The organism is Flavobacterium muglaense (assembly GCF_014305155.1).
Taxonomy (GTDB): Bacteria; Bacteroidota; Bacteroidia; order Flavobacteriales; family Flavobacteriaceae; genus Flavobacterium; species Flavobacterium muglaense.
Genome location: NZ_JACRUK010000012.1, coordinates 1 through 19,124 on the forward strand (window position 1 = coordinate 1; position 19,124 = coordinate 19,124).

At 33.6% G+C, this 19,124-nt stretch carries 19 protein-coding genes; 15 read left to right on the top strand and 4 right to left on the bottom strand.

Annotation, left to right across the window (positions count from 1 at the left end; translation table 11 throughout):
* Positions 1 to 203 precede the first annotated feature (203 nt).
* The 9 genes from H8R24_RS06940 to H8R24_RS06975 all read left to right on the top strand — a co-directional run bounded on the left by H8R24_RS06940 (position 204) and on the right by H8R24_RS06975 (position 6,381).
* On the top strand, positions 204 to 1,889 hold the full coding sequence (locus H8R24_RS06940) for a TonB-dependent receptor (protein ID WP_187017915.1): 1,686 nt from the start codon (positions 204 to 206) through the stop codon (positions 1,887 to 1,889).
* Positions 1,890 to 2,026: 137 nt separating this feature from the next.
* Positions 2,027 to 2,149, top strand: a complete 123-nt coding sequence (locus H8R24_RS18275) for a hypothetical protein (protein ID WP_262891094.1) — start codon at positions 2,027 to 2,029, stop codon at positions 2,147 to 2,149.
* A gap of 239 nt (positions 2,150 to 2,388) precedes the next feature.
* Complete coding sequence (locus tag H8R24_RS06945; protein WP_187017914.1) at positions 2,389 to 2,994, top strand: hypothetical protein; 606 nt, start codon at positions 2,389 to 2,391, stop codon at positions 2,992 to 2,994.
* A 111-nt stretch (positions 2,995 to 3,105) separates the two neighbouring features.
* Positions 3,106 to 3,456, top strand: a complete 351-nt coding sequence (locus H8R24_RS06950) for a hypothetical protein (protein WP_187017913.1) — start codon at positions 3,106 to 3,108, stop codon at positions 3,454 to 3,456.
* Complete coding sequence (locus tag H8R24_RS06955) at positions 3,453 to 3,716, top strand: hypothetical protein (RefSeq protein ID WP_187017912.1); 264 nt, start codon at positions 3,453 to 3,455, stop codon at positions 3,714 to 3,716. Before H8R24_RS06950 ends, H8R24_RS06955 begins: the two co-directional genes overlap by 4 nt.
* 125 nt (positions 3,717 to 3,841) lie before the next feature.
* Positions 3,842 to 4,261, top strand: coding sequence for a MarR family winged helix-turn-helix transcriptional regulator (locus H8R24_RS06960; protein ID WP_187017911.1), 420 nt, complete (start codon positions 3,842 to 3,844; stop codon positions 4,259 to 4,261).
* Between the two features lie 2 nt (positions 4,262 to 4,263).
* The gene (locus tag H8R24_RS06965) at positions 4,264 to 4,686 is read left to right on the top strand and encodes an organic hydroperoxide resistance protein (RefSeq protein WP_187017910.1); all 423 of its coding nucleotides are present in this window, start codon (positions 4,264 to 4,266) and stop codon (positions 4,684 to 4,686) included.
* Between the two features lie 34 nt (positions 4,687 to 4,720).
* Entirely contained in the window at positions 4,721 to 5,356 is a 636-nt protein-coding gene (locus H8R24_RS06970; RefSeq protein WP_187017909.1) for a nitroreductase family protein, read from the top strand.
* 230 nt (positions 5,357 to 5,586) lie between these two features.
* Complete coding sequence (locus H8R24_RS06975; RefSeq protein WP_187017908.1) at positions 5,587 to 6,381, top strand: 3-keto-disaccharide hydrolase; 795 nt, start codon at positions 5,587 to 5,589, stop codon at positions 6,379 to 6,381.
* 93 nt (positions 6,382 to 6,474) lie between these two features.
* Here H8R24_RS06975 and H8R24_RS06980 read toward each other — a convergent pair whose 3' ends face one another.
* From H8R24_RS06980 to H8R24_RS06995, 4 genes are read right to left on the bottom strand one after another with little or no spacing between them, the layout of a single operon-like run.
* Complete coding sequence (locus H8R24_RS06980; protein ID WP_187017907.1) at positions 6,475 to 7,878, bottom strand: efflux transporter outer membrane subunit; 1,404 nt, start codon at positions 7,876 to 7,878, stop codon at positions 6,475 to 6,477.
* Positions 7,868 to 11,035 (bottom strand): efflux RND transporter permease subunit, encoded by a 3,168-nt coding sequence (locus H8R24_RS06985; RefSeq protein ID WP_187017906.1) that lies wholly within the window; start codon positions 11,033 to 11,035, stop codon positions 7,868 to 7,870. The genes H8R24_RS06980 and H8R24_RS06985 overlap by 11 nt, the downstream gene beginning before the upstream one ends.
* A 33-nt stretch (positions 11,036 to 11,068) precedes the next feature.
* Positions 11,069 to 12,175 (bottom strand): efflux RND transporter periplasmic adaptor subunit, encoded by a 1,107-nt coding sequence (locus H8R24_RS06990; protein ID WP_187017905.1) that lies wholly within the window; start codon positions 12,173 to 12,175, stop codon positions 11,069 to 11,071.
* A gap of 28 nt (positions 12,176 to 12,203) precedes the next feature.
* Entirely contained in the window at positions 12,204 to 12,698 is a 495-nt protein-coding gene (locus H8R24_RS06995) for a GbsR/MarR family transcriptional regulator (protein WP_187017904.1), read from the bottom strand.
* A gap of 207 nt (positions 12,699 to 12,905) precedes the next feature.
* Between H8R24_RS06995 and H8R24_RS07000 the strand changes: the two genes are divergently transcribed.
* The 6 genes from H8R24_RS07000 (at position 12,906) to H8R24_RS07025 (ending at position 19,123) form a co-directional block, all read left to right on the top strand.
* Positions 12,906 to 14,135: an HD domain-containing protein gene (locus H8R24_RS07000; protein WP_187017903.1), complete on the top strand. Its 1,230-nt coding sequence runs from the start codon at positions 12,906 to 12,908 to the stop codon at positions 14,133 to 14,135.
* Positions 14,136 to 14,174: 39 nt separating this feature from the next.
* Positions 14,175 to 15,218: a UDP-3-O-(3-hydroxymyristoyl)glucosamine N-acyltransferase gene (gene lpxD, locus H8R24_RS07005; RefSeq protein ID WP_187017902.1), complete on the top strand. Its 1,044-nt coding sequence runs from the start codon at positions 14,175 to 14,177 to the stop codon at positions 15,216 to 15,218.
* The gene (locus H8R24_RS07010) at positions 15,211 to 16,599 is read left to right on the top strand and encodes a bifunctional UDP-3-O-[3-hydroxymyristoyl] N-acetylglucosamine deacetylase/3-hydroxyacyl-ACP dehydratase (protein ID WP_187017901.1); all 1,389 of its coding nucleotides are present in this window, start codon (positions 15,211 to 15,213) and stop codon (positions 16,597 to 16,599) included. Before lpxD ends, H8R24_RS07010 begins: the two co-directional genes overlap by 8 nt.
* Before the next feature lie 77 nt (positions 16,600 to 16,676).
* Positions 16,677 to 17,462 (top strand): acyl-ACP--UDP-N-acetylglucosamine O-acyltransferase, encoded by a 786-nt coding sequence (gene lpxA, locus H8R24_RS07015; protein WP_187017900.1) that lies wholly within the window; start codon positions 16,677 to 16,679, stop codon positions 17,460 to 17,462.
* A 98-nt stretch (positions 17,463 to 17,560) separates the two neighbouring features.
* The gene (gene efp / locus H8R24_RS07020; RefSeq protein ID WP_187017899.1) at positions 17,561 to 18,127 is read left to right on the top strand and encodes an elongation factor P; all 567 of its coding nucleotides are present in this window, start codon (positions 17,561 to 17,563) and stop codon (positions 18,125 to 18,127) included.
* Positions 18,128 to 18,193: 66 nt separating this feature from the next.
* Entirely contained in the window at positions 18,194 to 19,123 is a 930-nt protein-coding gene (locus H8R24_RS07025; protein ID WP_187017898.1) for a UDP-3-O-(3-hydroxymyristoyl)glucosamine N-acyltransferase, read from the top strand.
* Position 19,124 lies beyond the last annotated feature (1 nt).

Sequence of the window (19,124 nt, forward strand, 5' to 3'; positions counted from 1 at the left end):
TTCTTTGCATTTAAACAAGAAAAAGTAGCTCTAAATACCTCTGTTTTATTGGATTTGCAATTTTTCAGCAAGCCCTAATTAGACCAGCACATAACGATGAACCCGCAAGCATAGGAGATAATCAAAATGCAAAATCAGTTCTTGAAATAAATAATGATATTCCTAACTTAAATCAAAATAGAATAAATTTAAATAATTCGGAGATGGTATCACTAAATTCTATTTTCATAATTTCTCCCAAAACCAAAATCAAAACTTTAGTTTTTTTTTATTCCGATGAAAATGATTATTTCAAAAATAGTCTTCAAACATATTCAATCGGAAGCACATCTTTTGAGAATAAACAAGATTATTTTGCGGAAAAGGTTAAAGCAAATGGTTTTGGGAAAGTAGATTTAACTTATGATATTTCAAAATCAAAAACTTTAGAATATACTGGAAAAATAAGCACAACTAATGAAAAGAGTACTAGTGATTTAATGTTTAACAGCAATTTATTAAATGAAAAATTACAAAGTAATAACCATCTTTTTGATCAAAAAATTGTTTTTACAAACAAATTCAAAGAAAATAAAGTTTTCATTCTATCAGGAAGATATATAAACGAAAAAACACCCCAAATCTATTCTGCCAATCAATTTATATATCAAACCTTATTTAATCAAAATGCAGATGACATAAACCAATCAAGTGAAAATAAAATGCAATTTGCTGGTTTTGAGGCCCATTTATTAAACCGAAAAAAAAGTAATGATTTATTAGAAATTCGATTTGGAAATCAATTTAGGTATGACAATCTAACAACTAATTTTCAACTCAAAATAAACGAAATAATTATTGACGAACCAATAAATTATCAAAATAAAACGATTTACTCTGTCGATGATTTATATTTAAATTCAAAATATCGATTTAAATTCAATAAAATCTACTTACTAACGCAAGCAGATTTTCATCAAATTTTTAATAGTATTCAAAATTCAGAAAAAATCAAAAATCAAAATGTTTTTTTTATTAACCCAAAAATAGGTTTTGAATGGGAAGTAAACAAAAAAAACAAATTAACAACTTCATTTTCTATAAATACTAAAAATGCAACTATTCTTGATGTAAACAACAATTACATTCAAAATAGTTTTCGTTCCTTCTCAAAAGGAATCGATAGTTTTAATCAATTAAATTTATCGACTATAATATTAAATCATACTTATGGCAATTGGGGTGATAAATTTTTCAGCAATGTATTTTTTCTTTATTCAAAAAACCATGATTTTTTAAGCACCAATACAACAATAAACCAAAATTATTCTCTGTCGGAAAAAATTATTATAAAAGACAGAGATTTCTTAATATTATCTACAAATATAGACCGTTATTTCAAAATAATATCGACAAATTTAAAATTAACATTAGATGCAACAAAATCAAACTATAAAAACATTGTAAACAATTCAGAGTTAAGAAAAGTAACTAACTCATCTATTGGCTATGGTATAGAATTGCGTTCTGGATTTAAAAGATTGTTTAGTTATAATATTGGAACAAAATGGAATTACAATGAAATCAATACAACTATTTCAAATTCATATTCTGATAATACAAGTTTTTTAGACCTATCCTTCATGTTAAATGATAAATTAAATATTGAAATTGATACAGAGCGTTACTATTTTGGTAATTTAGACAACCAAAACAATAAATACACCTTTATGGATTTAAAAGCCAATTATACTGCAAAAAAAAATAAACTTATTTTTTCTGTTTTAGGAAATAACCTATTTAACACAAAAACATTTAAAAATTATAATATAACCGATATCAGCATTTCAAAAACCGAATACCGTTTGCGACCAAGATATGTACTTTTAAAAATGGAGTTTCGATTTTAAAAAAAATAATAGTAACATCAGTTTTAGGCTTCGCTCAAAACCGCTGTTTTTTTTCATAAAACTTTTCGTCTAAATAAATTTTTAATTATTAAAAATCATTATTTTTAAAATCATTAACAACTTAAAAATCAAATATTATGGCTTCAATTTCAGAAACTGGACACAACAAAAATGTAACAACCTTTGAAACACTAATCCTAACCTGTACAGGTTTTGGAGACCCAGCTAGCGCGATCGTCTCGTTCGTGCCTACAAAGTAATTAAAACCAAAGTTGGATGCAAAAATATAAATGTGGTTTTCTATTATAGCAGTTTATTTTTTAACTTATTTATAAAAATAGTTCATTAATACATTATCAAAATTATGGTTTATTTTATTTTAAATTGCTTTTAATAATAGGCACGAGCGAGACGCTTCGCGGTGAATCCTTGCGCATGGCTCATGAATATTAAAACCAATCGTGAATTAGTAATAATTACCCACAAATAATTGAAATCAATGATGAAATACTTTTTACTTTTTGTTTCCATTCTAGCAATAGGCTGTAAAGGCAAAACGGATAATGCAGCGACCAAATTACCAATTGACTTGGTTAAAGAAAACGAACAAAAATCAATGGAGAAAACCCATGATGATCTAGGAACTAGGATTGGTTCCTTTGAATTTCAAGTCAAAACTGATGATGTCGAAAACTTCGAAGACGGAATGATTCCTTGGGCTGATCTTGAAAAACCCCAACAAGAGTTGGTATTTTTAGACAAGCGTGACGAAATTGTGATCAAGGATAATCAAGTAAAAGTAGTCATTGATTACCCATTAACGAACCAATATGATTTTGTACTACAATCTGCTAAAGGTTTTACTCGAGGACAATTACTAATAGAAATCAGCAAACATTACTACAAATTATATGCCGAAGAAGAGCAAACAGCTACTGTAAAAACGATACCCATTAACCAGAGAACCACCATGTACAATAGAAATCAAACCAACGGAAAATACGGTGTTTGGGGCCACGACATAGCCGATTTAGATCTATCAGAAATCACCGTTTATAAAAACAAAAAAGGCGAAACTGTTTTACTATTAGGAATTGAATCCTAACTAAATTGCTTGTTTATAACGCCAATTAATTTAGTTGGACTAGTTATGAGATTGGTGAGGTTCATATTATTATTAACTGTTATGCAACATTTTAAAAACACGCTTTAACAAATGAAATTAAAGATAATTAGATCAATTTTTTGTATTTTATTTTTTTGCTCCTGCAATCAAAATTTCGAAACGTTATCAGCAAAAAATGCGGAAAACGAAGTTCTGCTGAAAAAAATTATACCAAATAAAACTGTTAAATATTGGCAAATTGAACACTTTCCAAATTATAAAACTGATAAGTTGGATTTTGAAATCTTATTTTCAAAAGGAAATACAGAAAATATAGCCATACCGAAAAGCAAATTTAATTTAAATGGTTTTTTTCAGGTTGTCATCCATCACTTTGTGCTTACAGAATTACTTATTTGGAAAATGACCAATGGAAAATCGTACGGTCAGAAAAAGAATTGAAAACTTTTATTGATAAAGTTGATAATGTGTATGAAGCTTATTTGATAGGAAAAATTAATGAATATGATATCGATCAAAATTCAGAAGAAGGCAATGGGTTTTTAAAAGTTGAGGATGGATACACTCTTAAAATGATGAAGTATAACAACTGTCCAGAATCAAAAGAGAGTTTTACTTTATCGGTTAATTACAATGGTACTCTTGCAAACATAAAAAGCAATGGGTTCTATTATAAATCTACAGATTGCATAATTTACTGATATAAGGAGGTTGCACAACATGTATTACCAGGCAAAGCACCATTTGTTAAAAATGTATTAATATCGATCAATTAAATTGCGCACAATTTAATTGTGTATTACATTTGTATCTACAAATAAGAAAAATGAAAGACCAATTACATATTAGTGAACAGGTTTGCTTTCCAGTTTACGTTTTTGCAAAGGAAATTATTAATCAATATCGCCCTTTATTAACGGAATTAGAATTGACCTATCCACAATATTTGGTTATGATGGTGTTGTGGGAATACAAAGAGCAAACAGTCAATCAGCTGGGTGAAAAACTAAAATTAGACAGTGGTACACTAACGCCTTTGCTAAAAAGAATGGAACAAAAAGACTTGGTTTGTAGAACTCGTAGTACAATTGATGAACGATTGGTGCATATTTCACTTACGTTAAAAGGGGAGGCCTTAAAAGAGAAAGCCTCTTGCATACCCGCGCAATTAATGGAATCCATGAATGTGTCGTTGGAGGATTTAACGAACTTAAAGAATATAATAACGAAAATTTTAAAACAATAAGAATGAAAACTTTATATACAACAAATGCTACCGCAACAGGTGGTAGAAACGGACAAGTAAAAAGCGAAAACGGAATTTTAGACTTGGAAGTAAGACATCCAAAAGCATTAGGTGGAGCAAATGATGATTTTGCTAATCCTGAAATGTTATTCGCTGCAGGCTATTCGGCTTGTTTTGATAGTGCATTAAACTTGGTTATCAAAAAGGAAAATATTCAAACTGGCCAAACTACGGTAACTGCGAAAGTGCATATTGGTCAAAATGACAATGGTGGATTTGGACTAGCTGCAGAGCTACACGCTACTATTCCTGGAGTAACTATGGAAGTCGCGCAATCGTTAATAGAAAAGGCACATGAGGTTTGTCCGTACTCAAACGCTACAAGAGGAAATATGCCTGTTACTTTAACGGTTTCAAACAATTAATAAAATTTTTACCCACTATAAATATACAAATAGAATGGCTTTAATAGAAGATTTGAACTGGAGACATGCTGTAAAAGCATACGATGCTACTAAAAAAGTAAGCAAAGAAAATATTGATAAAATTGTAGAAGCAGCAAGACTAGCTCCTACTTCTTCAGGGTTACATGGTTTCCAAGTAATTGTGGTCGAAAATCAAGAATTAAAAGAAAAATTAGTAAAAGGAGCTTTGAATCCAGAATGTATGAGAGATTGTTCTCATGTATTAATTTTTGCAGGTTGGGATCGATATACTGCTGAGCGTATCGACAAAGTATTTGATTATACTACGGATGAGCGTGGATTAGAAAGAGGCCGTTTTGGTAGTTATACTGATATGTTGAAAAAAATCTACTTGGCGCAACCAGCCGAAGAGAATTTTGCTCACATCGCTAGACAAACCTATATTGCTCTTGGACTTGCTTTGGCGCAAGCCGCAGAATTAAGAGTTGATAGTACACCAGTAGAAGGATTTGACAACAGTGTAGTTGATGAAATCTTAGAACTAGAAAAAAGAGGATTGAAAAGCGTTTCACTGATGTACGTAGGATATGCTGATACACCAAATGACTGGATTGCTCCTATGAAAAAGGTGAGAACTCCTAAAGATGAATTTGTTATCGAATTCAAATAATTTTTGATTGATAACGATTTTTTAAATTATGGTTTCCTTCATAAACCTAATAATTAATAACCTAGATTAGAACGTTGTTTTAATCTAGGTTTTTTTATGGAAGTTTAGATCGAAAACAATAACGGTTGATTTCATTAGGATCAAACAGAAAATTACTTTGATAAATTAGTGTAAATCAACGTTTTTATTCTAAATTTATCTTTTGATCAAATTTCTAAAACCAATATGTTATGAATTTTAATACAATCAGTCGTTACTTGCTTTTTTCTGTTTTGTTTTCTTCAGCAGCTATGATGGGACAACATACCGTTATTACGATACCTCCAGCCGTTTCTCCAATGACCATGCAACCTGAGATGACCGAGATTTGGGAACCACAAGTTAAGGTAATTACTCCCGCTAAGAAATTAGGTGATGCACCATCGGATGCTATTATTTTATTTGACGGGAAAAATATGGATCAATGGGTTAGCCAAAAAGATACTAATAAATCAGCACCATGGAAAATTGTTAACAATGATTATATGGAAGTGGTTAGTGATGCTGGTGGAATCCAAACTAAAATGAGCTTTGGCGATTGCCAGCTGCACATAGAATGGAGTGCTCCTGATGTTGTAGTAGATGGTGGTCAATGGCGTGGAAATAGTGGTGTTTTTTTTCAAAACAGGTATGAATTACAAGTATTAGATTCTTATAACAATAGAACCTATAGTAACGGTCAAGCAGGAAGCATTTACAAAGATCATCCCCCATTAGTAAATGCGATGAAAAGTCCGTTGGAATGGAATACATATGATATTGTGTACACAGCTCCTCGTTTTAAAGCCAATGGACTAATTGATGCGCCAGCAAGAATTACTGTTTTTCATAACGGCGTTTTAATACAAAATAATGCTACAATTAATGGTTTAACTTTGTATGCAGGCTTGCATAATTACCCTGTTCCTCATGGAGAAGATGTGATTTCATTACAAGAACACGGCTGTAAAACACAATTTAGAAATATCTGGATTAGAAAATTGTAAGCAAACTATAATTTGCATTATAAATGAAAAAGCCGCTAAGTATAATACTTAGCGGCTTTTTCGGGATTAGTAAACATTGTGTTTTAATCATTCTTATTGCCATCCACCACCACCAAGGGCGCGATACAATTGAATGACTGCTTTATATTGTTGAAATTTATTATCTACTAGATTGAGTTTCGCATTCAAGGCATCGTTTTTTGAAGTCAATACTTCTAAATAATTAGCTAAACCGTACACTAATAATTCATCTGAGAAATTAGCAGCTTTTGTTAAAGCATCTGCTTGTTTTTCGCGAACAGTGATTTTATAGGTTTCATTGTTGTATTGTGCTAGTGCATCCGAAACTTCTTTTCCAGCTGTTAATAAAGATTGCTCAAACTGTAAATACGCTTTTTCTTGATTGGCTTTCGCTATTTCATATTTAGTTCGTATTTGTCTTTGATTGAAAACAGGTTGTGTTAATCCAGTCACGATATTGGCAAAAATAGAATTAGCACTAAACCATTCTTTTAAATCAATACTTTGTAATCCGCTAGAAGCTGTGATTTTTAAACTTGGATAAAAACCACTTTTAGCCACATTCGTCATTTCAAAGTTAGAAATCAAGTTGTATTCGGCCGCAATAACATCAGGACGATTGCGCAGCAAACTAGCCGAAACACCAAGTGTGATATTGGATTGCATTTTTTGTGCTTCAAATGTACCACGTGCAATTTTACCCGAAGCTTCACCTAGAAGCGCACTCATGGTATTTTCTAGAATAAGTACGTTGTTTTTCAGGTCGGCTATAATGATTTCCGTAGCGTATTTTTGTGCTTCGGTTTGTTTTACTCCAACTTCAGTTACATTTCCTGCTTTTTTCAAAGCCAGAATGGTTTCCACACTTTTATTGCGATTAATTAAAGTTTCTTCGGCTACTTTTATTTGAGCATCTACTGCAAGCAATTGGTAATAAGTAGTTGCTATGTTAGCAATTAATTGCGTTTTTATCGCTTGATTTACGGCAGTTGTTTGTAAAAATGATGCGTTTGTAGCACGTTTATTACTTCTTATTTTCCCCCAAATATCAGCTTCCCATGAAAGGCTGCCGTACAATTGGTATTGATCAGTATTCAAATCACTCAAAAAGGATCCTGACTGACTGTTTTTAGAAATTTTATTATGTGTCCAGTCTGTGGTTGCAGATAGTGTAGGGAAGTAGCCTATTTCACCTTGCTTCATGGTGGCTTGTGCAGCAACTATATTTTGCATGGCAATGCGCACATCCAAATTATTTTTTAATCCTTTGGTAATATAACCTTGCAATAAAGGATCAGTGAAAATATTGTTCCAAGATACATTTGCAAGTGAAGTAGTGTCTGTTGACACCACTTCATTGCGATATAAATCTTCTGTTTTTAAAGCTGGCCGTTTGTAATCTTGAGCAACAAAACACGATTGTAGTAGTGTCGCCGTAACTCCTAAAAGTGCGATTTTATATATTTTATTTTTCATTATTTTCATCTAAAAGTGCAACATTTGATTCCTGAATAGTACTAGTAATTGGTTTTGTACTAATTTTTTCTTGTAAGGTTTGAAAAACCATGAACAATACAGGAATTACAAAAACTCCTAACAATGTTCCTATTAACATCCCTCCAATTGCTCCTGTTCCAATTGCTTTATTTCCTACCGCTCCAGCACCTTGTGCTAACATCAAAGGCAATAATCCGAAGATAAAGGCAAATGATGTCATCAAGATAGGACGTAAACGGGCTACTGCTCCTTGAATAGCAGCCTGGGCAATACTGAGCCCTTTTTTTCTAGCTTCTACCGAAAATTCGACGATCAAAATGGCGTTTTTGGCTAGTAAACCAATCAACATAATCAGTGTGATTTGTAGGTATATATTGTTGCTCACATTGAATAAATAGGCAAAAATATAGACACCTGCTAATCCAATTGGTAGTGAAATTAATACTGCAAATGGCAACATATAACTTTCGTATTGTGCGGCTAGTAAAAAGTAAACAAAAATCAAACACAGCAAGAAAATATACAAGGTTTGTCCGCCTGCACTAATTTCCTCACGAGTCATTCCTGAGAATTCGTAACCGTAACCAAGAGGTAATTTTTGAGCCGCTACTTCTTCTACCGCTTTAATGGCGTCACCAGTACTAAAACCGTCATTAGGTGCTCCTGTAACTTTAACCGAAGTAAATAAGTTGAAACGATCAATTGCTTGCGGACCAAAAACCTTTTCTAACGTAACAAACTGCGAGATTGGTGCCATTTGTCCTTGGCTATTTCGAACAAGCACTTTATTCAATGATTCGGGATTGGCTCTAAACTGCGGCTCAGATTGGTAAACAACACGAAATTGTTTTCCGAACTTATTAAAATTCGATGCATAAACACCACCATAATACCCTTGCATGGTTCCCAATACATCAGTTACCGTTAAGCCTGATCTTTTGATTGCTGCCACATTCAAATCAATGCGGTATTGCGGATAATTTGGAGAGAAAGAAGTAGCAGCATACTTAATTTCTGGACGGCTGTTTAATGCTGTCAAAAACGCATTGTTTACTTCACTTAATTCCTGAATGCTTCCACCTTTTTGATCTTGCAATTGCAGTTCAAAACCGTTGGTGAATCCAAAACCAACTAACGTAGGTCTTGCAAAATAAAGTACTTTCGCATCTTTAACCGCAGCAGTTCGCTTGAAAAGCTCTTGTACAATCATCGAAATTTCTTGATTGGCTTCTTTGCGTTCAGCCCAAGGTTTTAATTTTACAATTACCATCCCGTAATTACTACCAGTTCCACTGATCAAACTTCGACCAGAAATACGTAAAACTTCTTTGATCTCTGGAATATCTTTTACTTTGTTCTCAATTTGTAATAATACTTTTTCGGTATTTTCTAAAGAGGTTCCAGGTGGTAACGATACATCCGAAAGGATTGCACCAGTATCTTCTCCAGGGACAAACGCCTTTGGAGTAATGTTTAATAATAAAACAAATATTCCGGCAAAAACAGCAATTCCTAAGAATGCCAACCATTTCTTTTTGATGAAAAATTCAACAGAACGCTTGTATTTTTGAGTCGTATTATCAAAACCAACATTAAAGGCCGTGTAAAATCGATCTAGAAATCCTGTTTTCTTTTGATTGTCATGAGGTTTCAAGAAAATAGCGCACAAAGCAGGTGAAAGTGTCAATGCATTTATAGCCGATAACACAATAGAAACCGCTAAGGTTAATCCAAATTGCTTGTAGAAAACCCCAGCCGAACCACTAATGAATGAAACCGGAATAAATACCGCCGACATGACTAGTGTAATGGAGATAATGGCGCTACTAATATCGCCCATGGCGCTATGTGCTGCTTTTTTAGGATCGTGTTCTCCAGCTTCCATTTTGGCATGAACCGCTTCGACAACCACAATGGCATCATCGACAACAATACCTACAGCAAGTACTAACGCAAATAGCGTAAGTAAATTAATGGTAAACCCAAAGACACTCAGGAAAAAGAAGGTTCCTAAAATGGCAACCGGTACTGATATTGCTGGAATTAAAGTCGATCTCCAATCCTGTAAGAAGATAAAAACTACAATAAAAACTAGTAAAAAGGCTTCGATTAAAGTATGAATTACCTTTGTGATCGATTCTTCTAAGAAGTCATTTGCATTAATTAAAGTGGTATATTTTACTCCTTTAGGAAAGTTTACAGATGATTTTTCTAACACATTTAGCGAGCCTTCAATTACTTCCTGTGCGTTTGATCCTGCCGTTTGTGCAATGGCAATTGCCACAGATTGATTGCCATTAGTAAGTGTGTTACTGGCATAGTTAACAGCTCCCAATTCAATTCTAGCTACATCACCTAATTTAAGAACTTCCCCATTTGCCGTAGAGCGAACCACAATTTCTTCAAACTCTTTTGCGTCCTGTAAACGCCCTTTATATTTTAAGGTATATTGAAAGGATTGTCCGCTATTTTCTCCTAATTGTCCGGGAGCTGCTTCGATATTTTGCTCTGCTAATAAAGCAGTAATATCAGATGGAACTAAGCCATAAGCCCCCATAACATCGGGCTTTAACCAAATACGCATAGAGTAATCTTTTTGTCCAAAAATGACTGCTTCTCCAACACCAGCAACCCTTTTTATCTTAGGTAGAATATTGATATTGGCATAATTTTGCAGAAAAGTCATGTCGTAATCGGGATTCTCACTGTATAAGGAGAAGATCAAGATATTATCACTTTGTCTTTTTGAAGTGGTAACTCCAGCTTTTGTAACCTCTTGAGGCAAAAGAGGGGTAGCACGTGATACGCGATTCTGTACGTTTACGGCAGCCAAATCTGGATTTGTACCCAATTTAAAGTAAATACTAATCGAAGCAGATCCATCATTATTTGATGTTGATGTCATGTATGACATGTCTTCAACACCATTAATTTGCTCTTCTAACGGGATTACTACCGAGTTCATTACTACTTCGGCACTTGCGCCTTGGTAATTTGCTGTAACGGTAACAGTGGGCGGGGCTATTTCGGGATATTGTGATACAGGGAGCGATACTAAACCGATCCCTCCTAGGATTACGATGATTATAGAAATCACCGTTGACAATACCGGTCTGTCAATAAATTTTGAAAACATATCTTGTTATTTATTCAATAGTTAGTTTGTCAATTATTTTTTTGTTGGATCGATTACCGTTTTGTAATCAACAACCTCAGGTTTTATAAGTGTTCCTTCGGTTACAATTCCTACTCCTTCAATTAGCATTTTATCATTAGGATTCAGTCCGCTATCGACAACAAAAAAGCGTCCTCCAGGTACTGAACGCACTACGATTGGTACCGCTTTTACTTTATTTTCGGTATCAACTACAAGGGCAATACGCTTGTCTTGCAATTCAATTGTCGCATTTTGCGGAATAATAATCACATTCTGCAAAGCTGTTGGAATTTGCAGTGTTCCGCTTTCACCAGAACGTAACAATCGGTTTGCATTCGGGAAACGTGCTCTTACATTAAACGATCCTGTTTGCATATTGGCTTGACCGCTAAAAGTTTCAATTTTTCCTTTTTGCTCATAAGCAACACCATTACTTAACACTAAGTTTACGGCTGGCATCTGATTGATTTTATCTTGAAAAGATTTTCCATCCGTGTTCATCATGATATCTAACTGTTGTTTTTCATTTACAGAAAAATAAGCGTAGACAGTACTAATATCGGATATGCGTGTCAATGGTTCAGCTGTTTGACTGCTCACATAGCTTCCTAAACGCAACGGCAATGTCCCTACAATTCCATTTACTGGACTTTTTATCGTTGCATAATTAATACGAGCAATTATACTTTGATACGTACTTCTTACACTTGCAAGATTTGCTTTGGCAGTTTCTAGTTGTACATCGCTAATAATGTTTCGGTCTACCAAAGGTTTTAAACGGCTCACTTCCACTTGTGCAGCGGTTACTTTAGCTTTGGCAGCCGCAGCTTCCTGAGTAGCAGTTTGCGTTTCTAGTTTAAAAAGAATTTGACCTTTTTTCACTTCTTGTCCTTCGTGAACAAATATTTTCTCGATATAACCATCCACTTTTGCACGAATATCGATATCAGTAACCCCTTCTAAACTGGCTGGATATTCTGCAAGTAGGGTAGTGCTTGATGTTGATATAGGTACAACTTTATAGGATGGTACTGGTGGTGCGGTATGAACAGTTTCTTTTTTGCACGAAAGAAAGCTCATGGTCAAAAGAAGGGCGCTTATGAAGTATCTCTTTTTCATTTGGATCTATTTATGTAGGTGAATTAAATTATTGTTTGTTTTTATTTATTGTTTCTATTTCTTGAAATTTTTTGATGGTATTGGCAATAAGCTTTTCGGCTTCATTGACATGTACTTTGTAGGCTCTTGCGTTTTCGAGATTACATAATTCTTCGGGGCAGGCTGCAGTATGTTCTCGGTATGTTATTATTCGATCAATAATTGCAGCTTCTGAGTCTAAGAGTTTCAAATAATTTTCTAGTCTTTTACTCAAATCGGCTGCTTTAAAATATTTTTTACGATCTCCACAAATCGTGAAATAGGTGACTTTTTCCATTTTTAGCAGTAAATTCAAATTAGTTGAAATAGAACTTTTACTAGCTCCCATAGTTGCTACTAATGCTTCAAATGTTAAGCCTGATTTGCATCCATCAATTATAAGCAAGCCAATTATGCGCGCTGCTAAAGGTGGAATATTGTATAATTTTTCAAAATGATCTCCAAACATCTCACGTAATTCGTTTTTTTCTTTTTGAATATCCATTTTCCGTTTTTTTAGTTTGCAAAGATACAGTTGGTTCGCAAAACACCGAACTAATCGAACCTAATAAAATGTTAATTTTTTAACAACTTGAATTACCTTCAAAAAAGGGCTTATAATGCGTTGTTTAGTAAATAAACAAGGCACAAAAAAACACTTATGCTATTAAAATCTAATTTGCTTATATTTGTTGACCTAAATAAAGTGATAGTGACTCAGATCAATAAGCTAAAAATATTCAATGATCCCATTTATGGGTTTATAACCATACCGAATGCGTTAATTTACGACCTTATACAACACCCTTATTTTCAACGGTTGCGTAGGATTTCCCAGATGGGTTTATCTTATTTAGTGTATCCAGGTGCTAATCATACTCGTTTTCATCATGCCCTAGGTTGTATGCATTTAATGCAAAAAGCAGTAGATGTATTGCGTTTCAAAGAGGTTTTGATCTCTCCCGAAGAAGAAAACGCGTTGTATATTGCCATTTTATTGCACGATATTGGTCATGGTCCTTTTTCGCATGCCATGGAGCGCAGTATAGTTGAAGATGTACATCACGAAGAAATTTCGCTGTTGTTCATGCATCAGCTAAATAAGGAGTTTAACGGACAGTTGAGCTTGGCTATTCAAATTTTTGAGGGTGATTATCATCGAAAGTTCATGTTGCAGTTGATTTCGAGTCAGTTGGATATGGATCGGATGGATTACTTAAAAAGAGATAGCTTTTACTCTGGCGTGGCTGAAGGGAATGTGAACTCGGAACGTTTGATCCAAATGATGAATGTAGCGGATGATTTCTTGGTTATCGAAGAAAAAGGAATTTATTCTGTCGAGAAATTTTTAATGTCAAGACGTTTAATGTACTGGCAGGCTTATTTGCATAAAACGAGTTTGGTGGCGGAACAAATTTTGACAAAAATCTTAAAACGAGCCAAAGAATTAACCTTAAAAGGTAGCATTTTACCCTGCAGTCAGCCGTTGCAGTTCTTTCTTGAAAACAAGATAACCTTAGATGCATTTGACAATCAAATTCTAAATTTGTTTTCGCGCTTAGATGATTTTGACATCATAAGTGCTTTAAAAGGGTGGCAATATCAGGACGATTTTATTTTATCGTCTTTGAGTAAAATGATCATAAATAGAGACCTTTTGAAGATCAAGTTGACAAGCGAAAAAGTTTCTTTGGAAGATTTAGAACCTCTAAAGGAGCGTTTTGCATTAGAAAATAACATTAGCTTAGCAGAAACGAACTATTTTATTTTTAAAGGTAAAATTAAAAACCAAGCGTATAGCAAGGAAGCAGAACCAATTCGAATCTTGAAAAAAGACCGAACCGTTGAAGACGTAATTGAGTCCTCTGATCAGCTGAATTTAAAATCATTATCAAAGTCGGTTACAAAATATTATATCTGTTATCCAAAACAACTGATATAAATTAACATTTAAAATCTATTTTTTTATATTTTTGTCGGAATGAAATTTACAGCAGAACAAATAGCAGGGATATTAGAAGGTGAAGTAGTTGGTAATCCCAATGCTGAAGTTTTTGAGCTATCTAAAATCGAAGAAGGAAAAGAAGGATCTTTGACTTTTTTGTCAAATCCAAAATACAATAATTATATCTATACTACAAAGGCTTCAATTACAATCGTAAATAAATCCTTTACAGCAGAATCAAAAATCAACACTACACTAATAAAAGTAGCTGATGCTTATTTAGCTTTTTCAAAATTATTAGAGTTTTATGATCAAGCCAAAGGAATTAAGACTGGAATTGAGCAACCATCTGTGCTTCCAGAAGCTACAAAATATGGTAACAATCTCTATTTAGGAAGCTTTAGCTACATAGGCGCTAATGTGGTTTTAGGTGACAATGTGAAAATTTATCCCAATTGTTTTATAGGTGATAATGTTGTCATTAAAGATAATGTCACTATTTTTGCTGGTGCCAAAATATATTCGGACACTATAATTGGTAATAATACTACTGTTCATTCCGGTGTTATCATAGGCTCTGATGGTTTTGGTTTTGCACCAAATTCAGATGGAACTTTTAAAAAAATACCTCAGATAGGGAATGTAATTATTGGAGACAATGTTGATATTGGTTCCTGTACAACAATAGATAGAGCTACAATGGGTTCTACAATCATTAGAAACGGAGTAAAACTAGACAATCAAATTCAGGTTGCACATAATGTAGAAATAGGGGAGAACACCGTTATTGCTGCTCAAACAGGAATTGCTGGTTCTACTAAAATTGGAAAAAATTGCATGATCGGTGGTCAAGTAGGTATCGCTGGACATTTAGTAATAGGTGATAATGTGCGCATTCAAGCACAATCTGGAGTTGGTAGAAAAATTAAAGACAATGAGGTTTTACAAGGAAGTCCAGCTTTTGGCTACAATGACTACAGTAAATCATACGTGCATTTTAAAAAATTGCCAAAAATTGTTACCGAAGTAGAAGAATTAAAGAAACATATAATAAACACAAAAAATGGAAACAATGGTTAAACAAAGAACCATCAAAGCGGAAATCTCACTAACAGGAGTTGGATTACATACAGGGAAAGAAGTGAAAATGACTTTTAAACCTGCTCCAGTTAATAATGGATTTACTTTTATAAGAGTAGATCTTGAGGGACAACCAGTTGTTGAAGCAGATGCAAATTATGTGGTAAATACACAAAGAGGTACCAATTTAGAAAAACTAGGTGTTAAGATACAAACTCCAGAGCACGTTTTAGCTGCTTTAGTAGGATGTGACCTTGATAACGTTATTGTGGAACTAAACGCTTCAGAACTTCCTATTATGGATGGATCTTCTAAATATTTTGTAGAAGCTCTTGAAAAAGCGGGTATTGAAGAACAAAATGCAAAACGAAATGTTTACGTTGTTAAGGAAGTTATTTCATTCACGGATGAAGCTTCTGGCAGTGAAATTTTAATCATGCCAAGTGACAGCTATTCAGTTACTACAATGGTTGATTTTGGTACTAAAATTTTAGGTACTCAAAATGCCAATATGAAAAGTATAGCTGATTTTAAGACCGATATAGCTCAATCTAGAACTTTTAGTTTTTTACACGAATTAGAAACTTTATTGGACAATGGTCTAATAAAAGGAGGTGATTTGAATAATGCAATTGTATATGTTGATAAAGAAATATCAGCAGCAACAATGGAGAACTTAAAAGTTGCTTTTGGTAAAGACGTTATTAACGTTAAGCCAAACGGAATTTTAGATAACCTTACATTGCATTATCCTAATGAAGCTGCAAGACATAAATTACTCGATGTAGTAGGTGATTTAGCTTTAATAGGTACCAAGATTCAAGGTAAAGTAATTGCTAATAAACCAGGACATTTTGTAAACACGCAGTTTGCTAAAAAGATGGCAAAAATCATTAAAATCGAACAAAGAAATTATGTTCCTGTTTATGATTTGAATTTAGAGCCATTGATGGATATTCATAAAATTATGGCTGTGCTTCCGCATAGACCGCCATTTTTATTGATTGATAGGATTATTGAAATGTCAGAAAGTCATGTGGTAGGGATGAAAAATGTAACGATGAACGAGAATTTTTTCGTTGGTCATTTTCCAGAAGCACCGGTAATGCCAGGAGTTTTAATAGTTGAAGCGATGGCACAAACGGGAGGAATTTTAGTGCTAAGCACAGTTCCAGATCCAGAAAATTATTTAACTTATTTTATGAAAATTGATAATGTTAAATTCAAACACAAGGTATTACCAGGTGATACTTTGATTTTTAAATGTGATTTGATTACACCTATTCGAAGAGGAATTTGTCATATGCAAGCTAATGCTTACGCAAATGGGAAACTAGTTGCTGAAGCGGAACTAATGGCTCAAATTGCTAAAAAGCAATAAAACAAAAAGGAAGTAGTTGTATATAAGTAATTAGTACAATTTTATTCGTCATAAAATATTAATATAAAAAAAAGCAGATGAATCAACCGTTAGCATATGTTCATCCTGGCGCTAAAATCGCCAAAAATGTTGTAATAGAACCATTTACAACCATTCATAATAATGTAGTTATTGGTGATGGAACTTGGATAGGTTCGAATGTTACAATCATGGAAGGCGCAAGAATAGGTAAAAATTGCAACATATTTCCTGGTGCAGTAATTTCGGCAGTACCACAGGATTTAAAATTTGGAGGAGAGGATTCTTTAGCTATAATTGGAGACAATTGTACCATTAGAGAATGTGTAACAATAAATAGAGGAACTATCGCTTCTGGTCAAACAGTCATTGGTAACAATTGCTTGATCATGGCTGCAGCACATATTGCTCACGATTGTCATGTGGGTAATAATGCGATTATTGTAAACGGCGTGCTTTTAGGTGGTCATGTTACTATTGGTAACCATGCAGTTATAGGTGGATTGGCGGCAATTCATCAATTCATCAGTGTAGGAGATCACGCTATGGTTTCAGGTGGTTCATTAGTACGAAAAGATGTGCCTCCTTATACAAAAGCAGCCAAAGAGCCTTTGTCTTATGTAGGTATTAACTCTGTAGGACTAAGAAGAAGAGGTTTTACCTCAGAAAAAATTAAAGAAATACAGGAAATTTACAGGATTCTTTATCAAAAGAACTACAACGTAACGCAAGCTGTAGGGATTATAGAAGGGGAGATGGAAGCAACTCCAGAAAGAGATGAAATCATAGATTTTATTAGAAATTCATCAAGAGGTGTAATGAAAGGGTATACTGGGAATTATTAAAAAGCTATTACTCTAATATTAGTTTTTAGTTTCAAATAAATAAAAAAAATAATTATAAATTGCTAATTGGCAAAACCTACTAGCTCAAATAAAAAAAAATGGCATCTACATCAGACATCAAAAACGGATTGTGTATTAAATATAACAATGATATTTACAAAATCATTGAATTTCTTCATGTTAAACCAGGGAAAGGACCTGCTTTTGTTAGAACAAAATTAAGAAGTTTGAGTAACGGTAAAGTGTTAGATAACACTTTTAGTGCTGGTCATAAAATTGAAGAAGTTAGAGTTGAAAACCATAAATTTCAGTTTTTATATCCTGAAGGTGATGAGTTTCATTTCATGAACACGGAGTCATTTGAGCAAATTTCATTGAATAAGAATATCTTAGATTCACCAGATTTATTAAAAGAAGGTGAAAGTGTTATGGTAAGTATCAATACCGAAACTGATTTACCTCTTTCAGTAGATATGCCTGCATCAGTAGTACTTGAAGTAACTTATGCAGAGCCTGGTATTAAGGGAAATACAGCTACAAACGCAACAAAATCGGCTACGGTTGAAACCGGTGCGAGCGTAAATGTACCTTTGTTCATCAATGAAGGTGATAAAATTAAAATAGATACTGCTTCTGGAAACTACATGGAGCGTGTGAAGGAATAGTTTTTATATGTTTTGGTTTTCAGAATGTTAATAGACGATTTGAAAACCAAAACTAAAATTCAATAAATGAAATTTAAACAAGCACAATCTTTAATCAATATTGCAAATTTACTTCAATGTGAGTTTGTTGGTGATGAACAGTTTCAAGTTTTAGGAATGAATGAAATACATGTCGTAGAACCTGGCGATATTGTGTTTGTAGACCATCCTAAATATTATGATAAAGCTTTAAACTCGGCGGCAACTATTATTTTAATTAATAAAAAAGTGGATTGTCCAGAGGGAAAAGCATTATTAATTTCGGAAGATCCTTTTCGAGATTTTAATACATTAACCAAGCACTTTAATCCTTTTCAATCATCGAATGCTGCTATTGCCGCTTCTGCAAAAATTGGACTTCATACCATTATACAACCTAATTGTTTTATTGGAAATAATGTAGTCATTGGGCAAAATTGCTTGATTCACTCCAATGTTTCTATCTATGACAATACGGTTATTGGCAACAATGTAATTATTCACGCAGGAACTATTCTAGGAGCTGATGCTTTTTATTATAAAAAACGAGAAGACGGCTTTGATCAGCTAATTTCGGGTGGTCGAGTGGTTATTGCTGATAATGTGGGTATTGGTGCACTTTGTACTATTGACAAAGGGGTTACTGGTGATACCACTATTGGAGAAGGAACAAAATTAGACAATCAAGTTCATGTAGGTCATGATACCGTTATAGGTAAAAAATGTTTAATTGCTTCTCAAACTGGTATTGCAGGTTGTGTAATTATAGAAGACGAAGTGACTATTTGGGGACAAGTAGGTACTACAAGTGGTATTACAATAGGAAAAAAAGCAGTAATTTTAGGCCAAACAGGAGTTACAAAATCTGTGGAAGGTGGAAAATCTTATTTTGGTACGCCAATTGAAGAATCTAGAGAGAAGTTGAAACAATTGGCTAACATAAAAAAAATACCTGAGTTACTCCAAAAATTGAAATAAT